The sequence below is a fragment of the Streptococcus oralis genome (genome assembly GCF_006175905.1).
Lineage (GTDB): Bacteria > Bacillota > Bacilli > Lactobacillales > Streptococcaceae > Streptococcus > Streptococcus oralis_BG.
The window spans coordinates 686,421-706,029 of sequence record NZ_SSNB01000003.1; the positions used below are offsets into that span (position 1 = coordinate 686,421).

Here is a 19,609-nt window from a genome sequence, read left to right on the forward strand (position 1 = left end):
TGGTTTGAATTTGATTTTCGAAGAGTATTAGGCTTTCTCACGAATGACCAAACTCCCATCTTCCATATCTGCTTCCAAATGTTTGGCATCTAGATGATCCAAGTGGAAGTCTGTCACCTTATCACGAATTTGTTGTTCAACCACGCGTCGGAGCGGACGAACACCCATGACTTCGTCATAACCTTCTTCTGTGATAAAGTCTTTAGCTGCTTGGCTGACTTCCAAATCAATGTCTTTCTTAGCCAAGGTTTGGTTGACTTCAGCCAACATCAAGTCCACAATCTTAGAAAGATCTTCCTTATTTAAGTGTGAGAACTCGATAACAGCGTTAAAGCGGTTAAGGAACTCTGGACGGAAGAATGGTTTCAAGCGATCCATCAATTCTGGCTTATCCGCATCTTCTGTCAAGTTGGCTTCATAACCAAAGCCAGCATTTGATGTTGCAATAATGACAGTGTTTTTAAAGTTAACGGTATTTCCTTGGCCATCTGTCAAGCGACCATCATCCAAGACTTGGAGGAGAAGGGTAATGACTTGAGGATCAGCCTTTTCAATCTCATCCAAGAGAATGATAGAGTAAGGATTGCGACGCACACGTTCTGTCAAAGTATTGCTATTGTCATCATAACCCACATAACCGGCTGTTGTACCGATCAGCTTAGATACAGCTGTGCGGTCACTGTATTCAGACATATCCAAACGAATGATAGCATCCTTAGTTCCAAACATATCCAGTGCTAATTGCTTGGCAAGCTCAGTCTTACCAACCCCAGTTGGACCTACAAAGAGGAAGCTACCAATTGGGCGATTGCCTTCATCAAAACCAGCACGGTTACGACGGATAGCACGAGCTACAGCTTCAACCGCCTTGTCTTGGCCGATAACCTTGTGTTCCAAGCGATGAGCCATATCTTTCAAACGTTCAATGTCTGACGCTCCCATTTGTGAAACTGGAATACCAGTCATTCGTTCCACAGACTCAGCCACATCGTTGATGCTTGCAGTCACTTTCATGTCTTCTGTGTGGTTTTCGACTTTTTTCTCCAATTCTGCAATACGTGTTTTAGCATTGAGAGCTGCTTCAAAGTCTTCTGCCTCAACTGCTTTTTCTTGCTTGTCTTTTTCTGCCTCAATCTCCCGTTCAACAGCATGCACATCTGTTACAGGATGTTGAGCTGCCAAGTGAGCTGCCGTTACATCGACAAGATCGATAGCCTTATCTGGCAAGCTGCGTTGAGGAATATATTGGATGGAATAATCCACTGCTGCTTTCAAGACTTCATCTGGCAAGATAACATTGTGGTGTTGTTGATAGAGGTCACGAATTCCTTGAAGGATTTTAAAAGTATCCTCTGCTGAAGGAGCATTGACCTTGACTTCGTTGAAACGACGAGCAAGAGCTGCATTTTTCAAGATGGTATTACGGTATTCATCCTGAGTTGTTGCCCCAATGACTGTCAATTCACCACGGGAGAGAGCTGGCTTGAGAATGTCCGCAAGCCCCTTAGAGCCACTATCACCACCAGTGCTACCAGCACCAAGAATTTGGTGAATTTCATCAAAGAAGAGGATAATATTTCCGGCTTCTTTTACTTCGCTAACAAGATTTTGAATATTTTCTTCAAAACTACCACGGTATTGAGTACCAGCCTCGAGACCTGAGATATCAATGGAAATGATTTCCTTATTCTTAATAGCAGCCGGAACATCTCCATTCACAATCGCTTGTGCTAGACCTTCGACAACGGCTGTCTTACCAACACCCGCGTCTCCGACCAGAACAGGATTATTTTTCGTACGACGTGAGAGGATTTCAGATGTTTCTTGAATTTCCTTGTTTCGTCCGATTACAGGATCCAACTTGCCCTCACGAGCTTCCGCCGTCAAGTTACGACCTAGCTTAGCAAGGACACCGTCTTGTTTCATACCTGAAGCGTGTTGTTGCATTTGCACATCAGATTCTGCATTTCCTGGCAATTGACCAGTTGCACGATAATGAGCAAATTCCTCAGGTGTCACTTCGCGTCCATTAATCAAGTAGCGACGGTTTTCAGAACTGTATCCTCGCATACCACCCATCAATTGGTTAAATAAATCATCCATGTTGTTAAAGTTATTAAAGTTGTTGTTCATATTTTTTACCTCGTTTAATATTGATTATTTGCGACCTCTGATATTGACTATCTTTGACCTTTGTTTTAAAAAATTTAGACTAGCTATCTAGCTACTCTACGTATAATTTCTGGTTTTTCTTTTTTAAGTAAGCCTTTTATCATCTTCTTTTCAAAGTCTGTTAGATTTAACATAGGCCTCACCCCTTTCTAGGGTATCTATTATACATTTTCAAGAAATAGAGTCATTGAAAATGAAGTTTTCTAAGGAATTCATTTTCCTTATGTTTCTACTATATCACATTGGTCAGTAAAAGTCAATAACTTTTTGACCAAATTTGACTATTTTTTAAAAAATTTTTTTGAAGTACAAAAAAGTCCCTAGAAAACGAATTTTCTAGAGACTTTCTCTATCAAGTTTAAGAGAGAAGGAATATTCTCACTTACCAAGTTTCATGTTTCTCCTACGAAAGCCTAAGCTTTACGTTTTACGAAGAATACCAATCCACTCAATGCCAAGACTACAAATCCAAGCGCAGAAAGGATAGAGGTTGCTTCACCTGTATTTGGAAGTTCAGCTTTACCTTTAGTCTCAGTAGCTGGAGGTGCTGGTTTTGGATCCTCTTTTTTTCCTGGATCAGTTGGTTCTGTTCCTGGAGTTGGATTTGTTCCTGGATTATTTGGCGTTGGATCTGGTGTTGGTGCTGGATCTGGCGTTGTTCCTGGATTATTTGGAGCTGGATTTGGATTTGGTTCTGGCGTTGGTGTTGGAACAGTGTATTTATTTGTAAATACAACTTCTTTACCATCGGCATACGAAACCTTTGCAGTCAAGAGACCTTGACCATCCGCAACTACAGTGACTGTTACGGTATGCTCGGTCTTATCGTATTCAATACCCTCTTCAGTACCAACTTTTTCAACCAAGGTATAAGTATGAGTACCTGCTTCTTTGAATGAACGAACAAAGGCCACTTTACCTTCGGCAGTATTCTTAGCTTCTGCTACAACTGCACCATTTTCTTTCAATTCGAAAGTATAGGCATCAGCCGCAAGTTCTTTACCTTCAAGTTTCTTAGTTGCTTCAATCGTAGCTTCTACTGCTGGTGCTTTAAAGCTATTTGTGAAGGCACTACCTGCTGGGTATTCAACAGTTGCCTTCAAGGCATTTGTTGCTGCATCTTTGGTTACTTTTACCACTGCAGTCTTTTCTGTGTCGTAAGTAATACCAGTTGCTCCAGCATTCACTTCTTTTACAGTATAAGTATGAACACCTTCTGCATCATAGTTGATTGCATTAAATGTTACTTTTCCACCTTGGTTTGTTTTTGTATCAATTTTTTGTCCATCTTTGTACAATTCAAATTGGAACTCACCATCAACCAAAGCACGACCAGTCAATTCTTTCGTAAACTCAAGTGTTGCTGATGTAGCTGTTGGAGCTGGTGCTTTATAAGTGTTGGTGAAGACACGTTCTGCATCCGCATCTTCTACAGTCGCAACCAATTGTCCTTTACCATCATCCGCAACAGTGACGAACACTTCATACGCAGTTTGATCATAAGTGATTGTTTTATCGTCACCAGCTTTTTCAGTAATAGTGTAAGCGTAATCGCCTGCTGCTGAGAAAGTGACGTTGAAGGCAACTTCTCCTGAGGCAGTATTCTTAGCCGTAGCTATAAGGTCTGAACCTTCTTTCAGTTCGAAAGTATAAGCATCAGCTTCAAGCGCTTTTCCTTTCAAGACTTTCTTAGCTTTGATTGTAGCCTGCGCAGGTTCCGCTTTATAGTCATTAACGAAAACTGGTGTTTCACTTGTAACTGTCGCGACAAGTTGACCTGAGCCATTATCTTTCACTTCTACAGTTGCTGGATGTTCTGTTTTATCATAAGTTACACCAAGTTTATTGCCAACCTTTTCTGTAATAGTATAGTTATATACTCCTACTTTTGAATAGCTAATTTCAGAAAAACGAATCAATCCACCAGCAGCATTCTTTGTTGTCGCAACAACCTTATCACCCTCTTTCAGTTCAAACTCAAACTCATCTATCTCTAGCTCTTTACCGTTCAAAACTTTTTTAGCTTCAATAGCAATTTTTGCTGGAGCTGCTTTATAAGTGTTGGTGAAGGTTGGGTTGTTACCTGTAACAGTTGCAACAAGTTTTCCTTGCCCGTCATCTGTAACTTTTACTGTCACTTCATGTGTAGCAGTGTCGTATGTCACACCTGCTTCGCTACCTGCTTTTTCTGAGATAGTGTAAGTGTGGTCGCCTGCTTCATTGTATTCGATTTCTTTGAAAGTAACAGTACCGTCTGCAGCGTTTTTAGCTGTCGCAACGACTTTGTCACCTTCTTTAAGCTCGAATTCGTATTTATCAGCTTCAAGGGCTTTACCATCCAAGACTTTAGTAGCTGTGATCGTTGCACTTGTTTTAGCTGCTTTATAGGTGTTGGTGAAGGTTGGGTTGTTACCTGTAACAGTTGCAACAAGTTGACCTTGGCCGTTATCTGTAACTTTTACCTCAACTTCGTGTTTAGCAGTATCGTATGTCACACCTTTTTCACTACCTGCTTTTTCAGTGATAGTGTAAGTGTGGTCGCCTGCTTCATTGTATTCGATTTCTTTGAAAGTAACAGTACCGTCTGCAGCGTTTTTAGCTGTCGCAACGACTTTGTCACCTTCTTTAAGCTCGAATTCGTATTTATCAGCTTCAAGTTCTTTACCGTTCAAGACTTTAGTAGCTGTGATAGTTTCTTTAGCGGGAGTTGCTTTATAGGTGTTAGTGAAAGTTGGTTCTGCAGATGTGACAGTTGCTGTTAAAACTCCACTTTGGAAAGTTGCTGCTACAGTAACTTCCTTGGCTTCTGTATCAAATGTAACGCCAGCAACTGCTGTTGAAGTGTCTTCTTTGATGATGTAGTGATAAGTTCCCGCGTCTTTTACTTGGAGATTCTCAAAGGTAATCGTTCCATCAGCTTTTGATTTTGCTGTGGCTACAGGGTCCTTCAAGTTCTCTGCAGTAAACAGGTTAAAGGTAAACTCATCCGCTTTTGGAAGTTTGTCTGTACGTCCTTCTACTACCTTCTTAGCCGTCACATTGAATACAGCTGGAACAGGTTCGTCTTTAAGATGAATAGTAGAACCCGCAGCACCGAGTTTGACTGTATACTCTTTTTCATCTAGTTTATAACCTGCTGGAGCAGTCTTCTCTTTGATCTTAAACGTTTTACCTTCCCATTTCTGATCATAAGTTTTCGTAAGCGCTACTCCTTTTTCATTCGTAGTCACTTCTGTTGTTTCACTTGCATCATCTGCTGCTGTCACAGTATATACTGCACCCGAAACTGGAGCAAGAGTGAAGGCATCAGTCTTATGAATCTTAATTTGGTAAGCAGTAGATGCTACAATCGTACCAGAAATCAAAGATGTCGCCTCAGCTGTCATATCAAGGGCTCCCGGACGACTTGTATTCTGTGCTAATTTAGTCCCGTCAGCCAATGACAGAGCAACCCTATTTCCTACTTTACTTCCATCATTAGGAGTTGTTGTGTTATAAGATACTATATAAGAGGTCGTTCCATCTTTAAAAATGATATCAAATGAAGTATAGTTTTCGTTCCACGAAACGGTATAGTCTTGTCCCTCAGTTAGCAAAACTGCATCATCTGGAACAGCAGAAGTCCCAACAGTGATATTTGCCTTATACACTTTTAGAGTCTCAGGAATATACTGTGCGGGAGTATAACTAGTATCATCATTTGGTATAGTATCATGTAATACAATATTTTGCCCTAAGTCTTGTTTCTCTGTATTTACACGTACACGCCAGGTAGACCATGCATCTCCCTTGCTAACCGAACCAATCTCAGCCAATTTTGGAGAGTTCCAACTTTCAAGGGCAGCACGACCTCCAATTTTAGCGTAATTTTCAGTACCAACTTTGGGACCATCGATTGTTTTTGAGGAATAAATGTGAGTCACTTCTTGCTTCAATGAGGATGAATTAAAGTTAATGCGGGTTTTATTCTGATCTTTTAAGAATCTAAAAGAAACAGAAAAATTCCCTGACACATCTTTTACCTTATCTCCACCAGTTTTCTCAAGATATTTATCCAAGTTTTTCAAGGTGATTTTTGCTTTCCCACCTTGATCAGTACCATTTGAAGTCACTTCAGCTTCTCCAATAGTAACTTTTGTTGTCGGATCAATTAAATCCTGACTCCCCTCATAAACTGCCATAGGAGCAGGTATATCAAAGGTAAAATAATCTCCATTATTCAGGTGTTCATTATACTGTTTGAGATCAAAAGTCACGCGAAGCTTATATGCTAAATTCGTACGAAGCGAGAAATCTCCTTCTGAACTCACATTTTGCTTAGTATCTGAAGCATCTAACAGATCAATGCCTGTAATTACTTGTGTCAATTCTTTTGAAACAGGATTATCTGCTTTAACAATGCCTATCAAAACAGATGCTAGGCCTAAAATAGCAAAAGCTAACGCAGAAAATTTAGAAAGCATGTTTAACGCTTTGCTTTTCGACATTTCTTCTCCTCTTTTCTATATGAAATTTTTATTTCTAATCTCCCTAAGAGATTGCATCATACCATTTTGACAACCTCTATCACTAACTAGAATTTATCTATTGTATTATAACATCTCAATACAATCTATTCAAGTTTAATAACTAGAAAATAAGTTTTTATAAGATTTTATTATATTTTTCTTTTAAATTTCAACACATTGTCACCAGAATTAACAAAATCTCTCAGTATTTTTCATATGATATATCGAAAATTTACCTTTTAGATATAGAAAAAAGCCAGCCCTATAGACTAGCTTTCTTTCTATTCTAATTGAATCTTAGCTCAGTGCGTCATCCATTGAAAGAACTTCGTGGAAGACACGTTGTGTCAATTCAGTTTTTTGTTCTGGAGTGAGGTATTTAGTGTTTACACAGTATCCAGAGATACGTACGATAACGTCTTCACCTGACATAATCTTTTCGTAAACATCGTTCAAGTCCATAACGTTCAAGTTAACGTGTTGTCCACCGTTTTCGAAGTAACCATCAAGGATTGTTACCAAGTTATCCACTTGTTCGTCACGAGTCTTACCAAGAGCACGTGGAGAAACTTGAGTTGTCAATGAAATACCGTCAGCTGCGTAACCAAAGTCAAGGCTAGCAAGTGAGTTCAAGTTTTGCAACCATCCACCTTTAGCTTTATTAGATGGGTTCGCACCTGGTGAGAAGAATTCAAGTTTAGACAAGTTCACAGAACCATCTTCGTTGAGGTATACACCTTTGTGGACTGGTGAGTTACCAGTTTGTTTAGAGTAAGCAACGTTAGATGTGATTGTCAAAAGTGATACAGTAGCTTCTGCGTCTTTGTAAAGTTTGTGGCTACGTAGACGAGTTGTGTAAGCTTCGATCAACCATTCTGCCAATTCGTTTGAACGTGGGTCATCTTCACCCCAACGTGGGTATTCACCAATTGTTTCGTAATCGTAGATATAGCCATTTTCATCACGGATTGGTTTAACAGTAGCGTACTTGATAGCTGACAATGTATCAACTGTATTAGCGAATCCACAGATACCGAATCCCATGTTAGCGCGTTGTTTAGTTGGCAAGAAGGCCATTTGAACAGCTTCGTAGTTGTACTTGTCAGTCATGTAGTGGATGATGTTCAAAGCGTCTACGTAAGTGTCAGTCAACCAGTCAAGAGATTTTTCGAAGTTGGCTTTAACTGATTCGAATTCAAGAACTTCGTCACGGATAGGATCGATGTCAAATACTTTGTAGTCTTTGTGAACATCGTCGTAACCACCGTTCAAACCAGTAAGAAGGGCTTTCAAAACGTTTACGCGAGCACCGAAATACTGGATGTTGTGACGTTGATCTTCGTTTTCTGGGTCAAGTGGTGACACACAGCATGAGATACAGCTCATTTCTCCGTATCCGTCTTTAGCCATTGTTGTTACACCTTCGTATTGGATAGAAGAGTGTTTGTGGCTCATGTGCATACAGTAGCGACGGAAGTTGTATGGCAATTTGTCAGTCCAAAGAACTGTCAAGTTTGGCTCTGGAGAGTTACCGATGTTGTCAAGAGTGTTCAAGAAACGGTAGTCCATCTTAGTAACACGGTGACGACCGTCATTACCCATACCAGCCATAGAAGTTGTGATGAATGTTGGGTCACCTGAGTACAATTGGTCATAAGCTTTTGTACGAGCAAATTTAACTGTACGAAGTTTCATAACGAAATCATCAACGAACTCTTGGATTTCTGATTCAGTAAATGTACCACGAGCAAGGTCACGTTCTGCAAAGATATCCAATACGATTGGCACACGTCCTAGAGATGTAGCAGCACCATTGATAACACGGCAGACAGCCATGAAGGCGATGTTAACCCATTGGATAGCTTCTTTCGTGTTCATCGCTGGTTTGCGAACGTCAACACCGTAAAGGTCACCCAAGCGAACAACTTGTTGCAATGCTTGGTATTGAAGGTTTACTTCTTCACGAAGACGGATTGTTTCTTCATCAATCTCTTTGATCGCATTCCAGTCGTTTACTTTTTCTTGCATCAAGTAGTCTGCACCGTAAAGAGCAAGACGTGCGTAAACACCGATGATACGTCCACGTGAGTAGGCATCTGGAAGACCAGTTACAGTGTGAGCGTGACGAGCGCGACGGATATTTGAAGTATAGGCACGGAAGATACCGTCGTTAACTGTTGTTACGTATTTAGTGAAGATTTCGTGAACAGCTGGATCTGGTTCGTATCCATTTTCTTTCAAAGTAGTTTCAGCCATACGGATACCACCTTTTGGCATGAAGTTCAATTTGAAGAGTTCATCGTTTTGGATACCGAAGATAACTTCATTTTCTTTGTCGATAAATCCAGCAGGAATATCAGCAATAGATGTTGGACGAGTGTCCATTGGGAAACGAGTTTCTTCGTAGTGTGCTTTTGTTTCTTCTACGATTTTTTTGATGTGAAGTGAACGTTCTGTTGGTCCAGCAAGGAAACTTTCATCTCCATCGTAAGGTGTGTAGTTAGCTTGAACGAAGCGAGAAATACTTGCTTTTTCTTTCCAATCTACGCCTTTGAAGCCTTCCCAAGCTTTATCAAAAATATCTTGTGCTTCAACAACTGTCTTAACAACCATGTTAATGTCCTCTTTTTTCTAGTAACAGCCATCTGTTACATTCTTGAGACAAGTATACCATACAGTAACCGATTTCAACAAGAGAAAATCGGCATTTTAGACGCTTTCTTTTATAATACAGTCTCTTTTTTGCTATTATCTGTATTATATTTTTGAAAGTCAGGTTGAACTTTCCCATTTTTTCAGAAAAAAGGGTATAATAAATAGAAAATGACACTAGAAAGGGATTGGAATGCTCATATTTCCATTGATAAATGATCTGTCCAGAAAAATCATCCATATCGACATGGATGCCTTTTTTGCTGCGGTGGAAATAAGAGATAATCCCAAGTTAAAGGGCAAACCTGTCATTATCGGAAGTGACCCCAGACAAACAGGTGGGCGTGGTGTCGTTTCTACCTGTAGCTATGAGGCACGAGCTTTTGGTGTTCATTCAGCCATGAGCTCTAAAGAAGCTTATGAGCGCTGTCCCCAAGCTGTCTTTATCTCTGGAAATTATGAAAAGTATAAGGCAGTGGGGCTTGAGATTCGAGCTATTTTTAAACGTTATACTGATTTGATTGAACCTATGAGTATTGACGAAGCCTACTTGGATGTGACAGAAAATAAACTCGGTATCAAGTCAGCAGTTAAAATTGCCCGATTGATTCAACAAGATATCTGGCAGGAACTGCACTTAACTGCTTCTGCTGGTGTTTCCTACAATAAATTTCTAGCTAAAATGGCCAGTGATTATCAGAAGCCACATGGTTTGACAGTGATTCTACCTGACCAAGCCCAAGAATTTCTTAAACAGATGGATATTGCCAAATTCCATGGTGTAGGTAAGAAAACAGTGGAAAGACTTCATAAAATGGGCATTTATACTGGTGCAGACTTATTGGATGTTCCTGAAGTTACTTTAATTGATCGATTTGGCAGACTTGGTTTTGATCTTTATCGAAAGGCTCGTGGTATTCACAATTCTCCAGTCAAGTCCAATCGCATTCGTAAGTCCATCGGCAAGGAGAAAACCTATGGTAAGATTCTGCAAGATGAAGAGGACATCAAAAAAGAGCTGACTCTTCTCTCGGAAAAGGTAGCTCTCAATCTCAATAAACAAGACAAAACTGGAAAAATCATTATCCTAAAGATTCGCTATACTGACTTCTCCACTCTCACTAGACGAAAAAGCCTCCCACAAGCTACACAGGATGCTAGCCAAATTGCGCAAACGGCCCTACAACTCTACGAGGAACTAGATGAAAAAGAAAAAGGTATCCGTCTATTAGGAATTACAGTGACAGGATTTTAAAAAGCTTGAAGGAGTTTCCCTTCAAGCTTTTTCTTATACAAATAAACGCACAAAACTATAGAGCAACAAGACACTACCAAGTACGATACGGTATTTCCCAAAGAGTGTAAAGTCGTGCTTCTTCACATAGCTGGTCAAGAAACGAATAGCAACCATGCTGACCGCAAAAGCTACTCCCATAGCAACCAAGAGCAAGAATAGTTGGCCAAAACTCAATAGTTGACCTGCTTTAATAAATTTAAAAATCTTTAAGGCACTGGCTCCGAACATAACAGGAATTCCGAGATAGAAGGTGAACTCAGTTACCACCGAACGACTTGTTCCATTTAACAAACCACCAATGATTGTGGCACCAGAACGACTAGTTCCTGGCAAAAGGGACAAAACTTGGAAAAGCCCAATATACAGAGCTGTTTTATAAGGTAGCCTGTCTAACTCAGTAACTGTTGGTTCAATAGCTTGCGCCTTGTTACGTTTTTCAAGATAGATAAAGGCAACCCCATAAACAATCAACATGATAGCAACCGAAACCTTGTTATGGAAATAGGTAGCAAACCAATCATCCAACTTAAAGACCAATAGCAAAGGCAAGGTTGCAACGAAAACTTTGGACCATAACTGCCAAGTTCGACGAACTTCGACCTTATTTTTACCAGGTTTGAAAGGATTAAGCTTATTAAAGTAGATAACCACAACTGCAAAGATGGCACCAAGTTGAATGACTACGTTAAACAAAGACTTAAAAGCTTCAGTTTGGTCTTTATACTTGACGAATTCTTCCGCTAGAATCAAGTGACCAGTACTTGAAATCGGCAACCATTCCGTAATACCTTCAACAATCCCAAAAAAGATTGACTTCAAAATTTCAATAAAATACATACATTACTCCTTTTTCTGTCCTCTATTATAGCATATTTTCGGATGTTGCGATAGATTTTTTAGAAGGCACCGATGCTACCACCGCCTCCGCCCCCTGAGAATCCGCCACCCGAACTTCCACTTCCAGAAGATACAGAGTAGTTGCTAGCTGTATTTGCGACAGCTGTGTATTGCTTGATTTGTGCAGTTGAGGTGTAGAACTGTGAGTGCCAACCATAGGCTACATAAAGATTCAAATCTGGATTTTCAAGCTGAATATGGCGGACTTTCATTAACTTGCTCATCTTCTTGGCATAACCAAAGAGAGTCGCATAGACCAGTAGACGGTTCCAAAGGACGATGCTCTCTAGCTCGGCCTGATCCAGATGAGCGATGTCGCGAAGCATATTTTCAAAACTCGTCCAGAGATAGAAGATTTCTGCTCCTTCCTCTGTTAGAACTCCATCACGATAGGCTCCTCGCGTGGCAAAGTAAACCCAAAAACTAACCCCTAATCCTGTCAATCCTAAGAGTAGAAATGGGATCGAAAAGAAGCCATGTGTTTTCCAGCTATAGTAAAAGAATAGCAGTCCACCTAGAGCTGTTATGGCTGAACAGACCCGCATCCCAAGAGCAAGACGGCGTTCCTCACTTGTCAAGGGACGATAGTAGCTTGGGATACGAAGTACATGGACCTTATCCTTGACACAAGACTGAATGCGTTGAAGTCTTCCTTCAAAGGAGCGTTTAAGACGCGAGCCTGTTTCTCGGATATGTTTTTCATCTGACTCTTTGGCACCACGGTAAAGGGAAGATGAAACTTGGTAATCAGGGAAGAGCTCTGAAATAGCCAATTCTTTCTTATTCGACAAGGTCATGCGCAGACATTCCTTCTCAAAATTGGATAAGCCCTTTTCACTGATAATTCGTAGATGAGGTTCCTCATCCCCTTGGAAAATAGATAAATGGCCTCGATCTACTAAATCCAACAAGGTTGCCTGAATCAGACGTTCAAAAGTAAATTTACCAAACCCTGATTTGTTTAGGGGATTGACTTCCTCTAAGGAAGTTGAATACACTGCTTCTGCTAAAACCATTGGAGGCAAATCCATCGGTGGTTCGTAGAGTCGATGATCTTTTGGAAAGACCTTTTTAATGCTTGTACTCTGACGAAACATCCTATAGAAGAGAGGAACTAAAAGTAAGAGGCTCATAAAAATGACAGGGAACACCCATTTCATCATAATCTCACTTTGCGCTTTTTCTGTCGCTATATTGCTTTCAATCCGATTAAAATCGGTTAAACGTTCTTCCTCTAATCCTTGATCTGGAGCTCCTGCAAAAGCACTTCTCGGCCAGTAGGCATGTAATTCGATCTGTCGCTTTCTAGGAAGATCTTTCATCTTGACATGATAGAGATTATTTGCTTTTTCAACACTAGAGTCCCTTAGGAGTTGGCCTGCATGAAAATAGAGTTTCTCTGCTGGAGTATCTGAGCTGACCTTGAATCCAATCTCTTTGATGTCCCCAGTACTATCGGTCAAGGGTTGCCAATTTAGCTCTGCGATGTCCTTATATAAGAAGAGAAGGTTTGTTAGTTTCCAGGTAACCGTTACCCGAACAGTATCTCCGGCATATCCAGCATTGTAAATTTTTACCTTGTAGCCGTCCTCTTCCTCCATAGTATAGAAGGAAGCATTTTGAACAATTCTTCCATTTTTAGAGACCTGAACGGTCGGGTCGGGATCAATGTCAAATCCTTCTGGCATTTTCCCAGCTTTCCCTAGTCCAACCAACTGACCATTATAATCGTCTCCAAAGCGGTAGGTAATTGTTTCCTTAAAAATCGCAGTATTATCTGCATGAATATTCAAATCACCCTGATAGGATAAGATATCAAAGTCTACTGCAAAAACCAGGCTCGGTATAAATAATAAATAAGTAAATACCAAAGCCAACAGCCATCTTTTTTTCATAATCGGTTCCCTTTCAATCTTTTTACCATTATATCATTTTTTATAAGTAAAGGCTTACTTGTATTGAAAATCTCACTATTTTTAGATACAATAGAGAGAGTCATTTTTAGACTAGAAATAGGAGAAAACATGAAAAAATTATGCTTATCTATCCTTGCTAGCCTAGCCCTTACCTTAGGACTAGTTAGCCAAGTCCAAGCCGACGAATATTTACGCATCGGGATGGAGGCTGCTTACGCTCCCTTCAACTGGACTCAAGACGACGATAGTAACGGCGCCGTCAAAATCGACGGTACCAACCAATATGCCAACGGCTACGATGTTCAAATCGCAAAAAAGATTGCCAAAGACTTAGGCAAGGAACCTTTGGTCGTAAAAACCAAATGGGAAGGACTTGTTCCAGCCCTTACTTCTGGTAAAATTGATATGATCATTGCCGGTATGAGCCCAACCGCTGAACGCAAACAAGAAATTGCTTTTTCAAGCAGTTACTATACTAGCGAACCGGTTCTATTGGTAAAAAAGGACTCTGCCTATGCGAATGCCAAATCTTTGGAAGACTTTAGTGGAGCAAAAATCACGTCTCAACAAGGTGTTTATCTTTATGACCTGATTTCCCAAATTCCAGGTGCCAAAAAAGAAACAGCTATGGGTGACTTCGCCCAAATGCGTCAAGCTCTGGAGGCTGGTGTTATTGATGCCTATGTTTCTGAACGACCTGAAGCAATGACCGCTGAGTCTGCTAACGCTAAGTTCAAAATGATCCAACCTCAACCAGGTTTCAAAACTGGCGAAGAAGATACAGCTATTGCCATTGGACTTCGTAAAGATGACAGCCGTATCAACCAAATCAATGCGAGCATCGAAACCATCTCAAAGGATGATCAAGTAGCCCTCATGGATCGTATGATCAAAGAGCAACCTGTGGAGTCTACAACAACAGAGGAAGAAAGTAGTTTCTTTAGCCAAGTCGCTAAGATCCTTTCTGAAAACTGGCAACAACTCTTGCGTGGTGCTGGTATCACACTCTTAATCTCCATTGTCGGAACCATCATAGGTCTCCTTATCGGACTTGCAATCGGGGTCTTCCGTACTGCTCCACTATCTGAGAATAAGGCAATGTACGCCCTACAGAAACTAGTCGGTTGGATTCTCAATGTCTATATTGAAATCTTTCGTGGTACACCGATGATTGTTCAATCCATGGTTATCTACTATGGAACTGCTCAAGCTTTTGGTATTAACCTTGACCGGACACTAGCTGCTATCTTCATCGTCTCAATCAATACGGGTGCCTACATGACAGAAATCGTCCGTGGTGGTATACTGGCAGTTGACAAGGGACAATTTGAAGCCGCAACTGCCCTTGGTATGACCCACAATCAAACCATGCGTAAGATTGTCCTACCTCAGGTTGTCCGTAATATTCTACCTGCTACTGGTAATGAGTTTGTCATCAATATCAAAGATACCTCTGTATTGAACGTTATTTCAGTTGTTGAGCTTTATTTCTCAGGAAATACTGTAGCAACACAAACCTATCAATACTTCCAGACCTTTACCATCATCGCCGTGATTTACTTTGTCCTCACCTTTACCGTGACCCGTATCCTACGCTTCATCGAACGTCGTATGGACATGGATACTTACACTACAGGTGCTAACCAAATGCAAACGGAGGATTTGAAAAAATGACACAACCAATTCTTGAAATCAAACACCTCAAAAAATCCTATGGGCAAAACGAAGTGCTAAAAGACATTTCTCTCACCGTCCATAAAGGAGAGGTTATTTCCATCATCGGGAGCTCAGGAAGTGGAAAATCAACCTTCCTTCGTTCGATTAATTTACTAGAAACACCTACAGAGGGTGAGATTCTCTATCGAGGAGAAAATGTCTTAGAAAAAGGCTATAACCTCACCCATTATCGTGAAAAGCTCGGTATGGTTTTCCAATCTTTCAATCTCTTTGAAAATCTGAATGTCCTTGAAAATACGATCGTTGCCCAAACAACTGTACTCAAACGTGACCACTCTGAAGCTGAAAAAATTGCCAAGGAGAATCTCGAAAAAGTTGGTATGGGAGAACGTTACTGGCAAGCCAAACCGAAGCAACTATCAGGTGGTCAGAAACAACGTGTGGCTATCGCCCGCGCTCTCTCCATGAATCCTGATGCCATTCTCTTCGACGAACCAACATCTGCTCTTGACCCTGAAATGGTCGGAGAAGTCCTCAAAATTATGCAGGATTTGGCTCAAGAAGGCTTGACCATGATCGTCGTAACCCACGAAATGGAATTCGCTCGCGATGTCTCTCACCGTGTCATCTTTATGGATAAGGGTGTCATTGCTGAAGAAGGCAAACCAGAAGAACTCTTCACGAACCCTAAAAAAGAACGGACAAAAGAGTTTCTTCAACGTTATCTCAGCTAATAAACAAAGACTGCATAAAGAATGCAGTCTTTTTAATTTGTAATTGTAAAGAAAAGGCAGACTCGACTCAGGAATCTGCCTGTGACCACAGTTTAATCTTCAAATTTTTCATGATTTTTTTCATAGAAATCGATTAAACCAAGAGCTGTTTCAAATGAAATATTTTTAACTTTTGCGCGTCCTTGTGCTAGAGCAATGATAGACATTTCACGCGCATTCGTTTCTTTAGAGATACGGTAGCCTGTGATTTTCTTATCACGAACCCAGCCAACAACTGCTTCTACTTTTTCAAAGTTCGACTTAGCCATGTTCTTCTCCTAAATTATTCTTTACAATACTTAATTGTATACGTTTTTATTTCGTTTGTCAATAAAAAAACATATATTCGTCGTAACTATATTATTCTGCATATTTTTATTTGGCTTTTAAAGCCGATAATATATGAGTTCTTATGTCCTCAACTCCATTAGGATTCGCTGGTAAGAAGATTGTATTATTACCCTCTTTATCTGCAAAATTATTCAACGTATCTAAATACTGGTTCGTTAATAGGATAGACATGATTTGTTCTTCAGTTAGCTCAACATTGGCTCCCTTTAACTCTTGGATAGAATCAGCTAGTCCGTCAACAATTGCTTTACGCTGCTCTGCAATCCCTACACCATGTAGGCGATCTTTTTCTGCTTCTGCTTCTGCTGCGGTCACGATTTTAATCTTATCTGCTTCAGCAAGCTCTTGCGCCGCAACTCTCTTACGTTGAGCCGCGTTAATTTCATTCATTGATTGTTTTACTTCAGCATCAGGTTCAACCTTAGTAATCAGCGTTTTGACAATGATATACCCATACGTAGACATTTCTTCAGCCACTTGTTTTTGAACTTCTAAGGCGATTTCATCCTTCTTCTCAAACAACTCATCTAGTGTTAGCTTTGGTACAGATGAACGCAAAGCATCTTCAATATAGGATTTAATTTGGGCTTCTGGACGCATCAATTTATAATAAGCATCTGTGACATTATTTTCATTCACTCGATACTGAGTTGCCACATTCATCGTTACAAATACATTATCTTGCGTCTTTGTCTCTACAACAATCTCACTTTGCAACAAGCGTAGTTGAACTCTTGCCGCAATCCTATCAATTCCAAAAGGAGCTCGTAAATGAATACCACTATTGCTCAACTTTTGGTATTTACCAAAGCGTTCTATGATAGCGACAGATTGTTGTCGAACCACATACACAGAACTAACCATAATCACTGATGCAATCACCACTAAAAACAATAAAACAAGTAAAATTTGTAAAACCATGGGAATCTCCCCCTTTCATCACCTTCATTATAGCACTCAAAAATAGGTTAGGCAAATAATATGAGAAAAATTTTATAGGAAATTAAACTAGCATATTATACAATGTTTCATTCCCATTCAAATTAATATAAGATGGGTCAAACTTTTCCATCCGAAGAATCAAGCCATTATAATCATTCTTATCCGCAAGAGCAATTCCAATCAAGACTGGCCCTGTCCCCTTGCTGGCCCGTTTGATATACTCAAAACGAGTAATATCATCATGCGGTCCCAAGATATCATTTACAAACTCTCGGAGAGCTCCTGGACGTTGTGGGAAATTCACTACAAAGTAATGCTTGATTCCATCGTAAATCAAGGCACGTTCTTCCATCTCTGGCATACGGTTGATATCGTTATTCCCTCCAGAAATGATACAACAAATCGTCTTGCCTTTGATATAGTCTGATAAAACTTCCAAGGCTGCAACACTGGCAGCTCCGGCTGGTTCTGCTACAATACCTTGTTTGGAATAAAGATCAATCAAGGTTTCGGAAATCAATCCCTCGTCCACCCCAATCAGCGTTTCAACATTCTTACGAGTCGCTTCATAGGTTAATTGTCCAACCTTCTGTACGGCTATCCCATCAGCAAACTTATCAATTTCTTTGAGCTTAACTGGTCCCCCAGCTTCAAAGGCAGCTTTCATAGAGCGAGCACCATTAGCTTCTACTCCGATCACTTCAATGGTCGGGTTGGTTTCCTTGATGTAAGTTGAAACACCGGCAATCAATCCGCCACCACCTACTGGTACAAGTACTGTATCAAAATCAATAGACTCTTTACGGGCTTCTTCAAGAATTTCATAGGCTACAGTCCCTTGACCAGCCTGAACATGCGCATCATCAAAAGGATCGATGAAGGTGCGATTTTCTGTCAATGTAAATTCTTGTGCTGCCTTAGCAGAAGCATCAAATGTATCCCCAACCAACTTGATTGTCACGAACTCTCCACCGAAAAAGCGAACCTGCCCAATCTTTTGTTGCGGTGTTGTGATGGGCATAAAGATCGTTGCAGGAATCTTCATCTCATTACAAGTATAGGCGACACCTTGGGCATGATTTCCCGCAGAGGCACAGACTACACCACGCTCGCGTTCTTCTTTTGATAGTTGAGAAATGGCATAATAGGCTCCACGAATTTTAAAAGAGCGAACTCGTTGCGCATTCTCCTTTTTGAGATAAATCTTTGCTTGGTATTTTTCTGATAAATAATGATCATATTCTAGTGGTGTATCAACTACTACACCACTCAAAACTTTGTGGGCTTTCACCACATCTTTTGCACTTAGCATTGTCTCCTCCTCATATACTTTTCAAGATAAAAAACGAGTTAGGTCCCCCCAACTCGCCTTCTGTCTCTCTTTACAAGAATTAATTGTAGATTTTGAATGCGTCGTCGTCGTTTTTACCAACGAAAGGCATTGCTTTACGCAATTCTGCACCAACTTTTTCAATTTCAAGGTTAGCTGCTTGTTCACGATAAGCAGTTAATTTTGGACGACCAGCCTTGTAGTCATTTACAAAGTCATTTGCAAATTTTCCATTTTGGATATCTGCCAAAACAACTTTCATGTTTTCTTTCACTTGCTCAGTAATCACACGTGGACCTGATACATAGTCACCGTATTCAGCAGTGTTTGAAATAGATTGACGCATTTTCTTGAATCCACCTTCATAGATCAAGTCAACGATCAATTTCATTTCATGAAGAACTTCAAAGTAAGCCAATTCTGGGGCATAGCCTGCTTCTGTCAAGACTTCAAAACCTGCTTCGATAAGAGCAGTCAAACCACCGCAAAGTACGGCTTGTTCACCAAACAAATCTTCTTCAGTTTCTTCTTTGTAAGTTGTTTCAAGCAAACCAACACGAGCTGCCCCAACACCTTTACACCAGTCCATAGCAATGTTTTTCGCATTTCCTGTAGCATCTTGGTAAACTGCGTAAAGAGCTGGCACACCAAATCCTTCTTCGTAAGTACGACGTACCAAGTGTCCTGGTCCTTTAGGAGCACACATGAAGACATCTACATCTGCAGGAACTTTGATAAATTCAAAGTGGATATTGAAACCATGAGCAAATCCAACTGCATTTCCAGCTTCCAAGTTTGGAGCGATTTCTGCTTCGTACAATTCTTGTTGGATTTCGTCTGGTGCCAAAATCATGATAACGTCAGCCAATTTAGTAGCTTCTGCTACTGTGTAAGTGTCAAATCCGTCTTCTTTTGCTTTGTCAAAAGATTTACCTGGACGCACACCGATGATGACATCACGACCTGAATCACGCAAGTTTTGCGCATGCGCATGTCCTTGTGAACCATAACCGATTACGGCGATTTTTTTACCGTCAAGCGCTGCTACTTTAACATCTTTTTCGTATTCCATTTGAACTGCCATAGTTTTTCTC

The 19,609-nt window shown here is 40.4% G+C and carries 12 protein-coding genes; 3 read left to right on the forward strand and 9 right to left on the reverse strand.

The features are described 5' to 3' along the window. Window positions 1–27 precede the first annotated feature (27 nt). The 3 genes from E7Y33_RS09160 to pflB all read right to left on the reverse strand — a co-directional run bounded on the left by E7Y33_RS09160 (window position 28) and on the right by pflB (window position 9,293). Window positions 28–2,133 (reverse strand): ATP-dependent Clp protease ATP-binding subunit, encoded by a 2,106-nt coding sequence (locus tag E7Y33_RS09160; protein WP_139690297.1) that lies wholly within the window; start codon window positions 2,131–2,133, stop codon window positions 28–30. 452 nt (window positions 2,134–2,585) lie between these two features. Continuing rightward, window positions 2,586–6,659, reverse strand: coding sequence for a Spy0128 family protein (locus E7Y33_RS09165; protein WP_139690298.1), 4,074 nt, complete (start codon window positions 6,657–6,659; stop codon window positions 2,586–2,588). A gap of 318 nt (window positions 6,660–6,977) precedes the next feature. After that, window positions 6,978–9,293 carry a formate C-acetyltransferase gene (gene pflB / locus E7Y33_RS09170; RefSeq protein WP_000260621.1) on the reverse strand — a complete coding sequence of 772 codons (2,316 nt, stop codon included), beginning with the start codon at window positions 9,291–9,293 and terminating at the stop codon, window positions 6,978–6,980. A gap of 232 nt (window positions 9,294–9,525) precedes the next feature. Here pflB and dinB point away from each other — a divergent pair, with 232 nt between their 5' ends. Further along, complete coding sequence (gene dinB / locus E7Y33_RS09175; RefSeq protein WP_139690299.1) at window positions 9,526–10,587, forward strand: DNA polymerase IV; 1,062 nt, start codon at window positions 9,526–9,528, stop codon at window positions 10,585–10,587. A 33-nt stretch (window positions 10,588–10,620) separates the two neighbouring features. Here the strand turns inward: dinB and E7Y33_RS09180 are convergent, their stop codons facing one another. Together E7Y33_RS09180 and E7Y33_RS09185 are read right to left on the reverse strand one after the other, a co-directional pair. Then, on the reverse strand, window positions 10,621–11,466 hold the full coding sequence (locus E7Y33_RS09180) for an undecaprenyl-diphosphate phosphatase (RefSeq protein ID WP_139690300.1): 846 nt from the start codon (window positions 11,464–11,466) through the stop codon (window positions 10,621–10,623). A 59-nt stretch (window positions 11,467–11,525) separates the two neighbouring features. Continuing rightward, window positions 11,526–13,421 carry a DUF2207 domain-containing protein gene (locus E7Y33_RS09185; RefSeq protein WP_139690301.1) on the reverse strand — a complete coding sequence of 632 codons (1,896 nt, stop codon included), beginning with the start codon at window positions 13,419–13,421 and terminating at the stop codon, window positions 11,526–11,528. A 129-nt stretch (window positions 13,422–13,550) separates the two neighbouring features. Here E7Y33_RS09185 and E7Y33_RS09190 point away from each other — a divergent pair, with 129 nt between their 5' ends. Next, on the forward strand, window positions 13,551–15,116 hold the full coding sequence (locus E7Y33_RS09190; protein WP_139690302.1) for an ABC transporter substrate-binding protein/permease: 1,566 nt from the start codon (window positions 13,551–13,553) through the stop codon (window positions 15,114–15,116). Then, window positions 15,113–15,853: an amino acid ABC transporter ATP-binding protein gene (locus E7Y33_RS09195; protein WP_139690303.1), complete on the forward strand. Its 741-nt coding sequence runs from the start codon at window positions 15,113–15,115 to the stop codon at window positions 15,851–15,853. The genes E7Y33_RS09190 and E7Y33_RS09195 overlap by 4 nt, the downstream gene beginning before the upstream one ends. 92 nt (window positions 15,854–15,945) lie before the next feature. Here E7Y33_RS09195 and E7Y33_RS09200 read toward each other — a convergent pair whose 3' ends face one another. The 4 genes from E7Y33_RS09200 to ilvC all read right to left on the reverse strand — a co-directional run bounded on the left by E7Y33_RS09200 (window position 15,946) and on the right by ilvC (window position 19,599). Next, a complete protein-coding gene (locus E7Y33_RS09200; RefSeq protein WP_001130031.1) occupies window positions 15,946–16,161 on the reverse strand; it encodes a capsule biosynthesis transcriptional regulator in 216 nt (71 codons plus the stop codon). 106 nt (window positions 16,162–16,267) lie between these two features. Then, window positions 16,268–17,164, reverse strand: a complete 897-nt coding sequence (locus E7Y33_RS09205; protein ID WP_000244062.1) for an SPFH domain-containing protein — start codon at window positions 17,162–17,164, stop codon at window positions 16,268–16,270. A gap of 82 nt (window positions 17,165–17,246) precedes the next feature. Then, on the reverse strand, window positions 17,247–18,497 hold the full coding sequence (ilvA, locus tag E7Y33_RS09210) for a threonine ammonia-lyase IlvA (RefSeq protein WP_084849949.1): 1,251 nt from the start codon (window positions 18,495–18,497) through the stop codon (window positions 17,247–17,249). A gap of 79 nt (window positions 18,498–18,576) precedes the next feature. Continuing rightward, window positions 18,577–19,599: a ketol-acid reductoisomerase gene (ilvC, locus tag E7Y33_RS09215; protein ID WP_084849950.1), complete on the reverse strand. Its 1,023-nt coding sequence runs from the start codon at window positions 19,597–19,599 to the stop codon at window positions 18,577–18,579. Window positions 19,600–19,609: the final 10 nt, after the last annotated feature.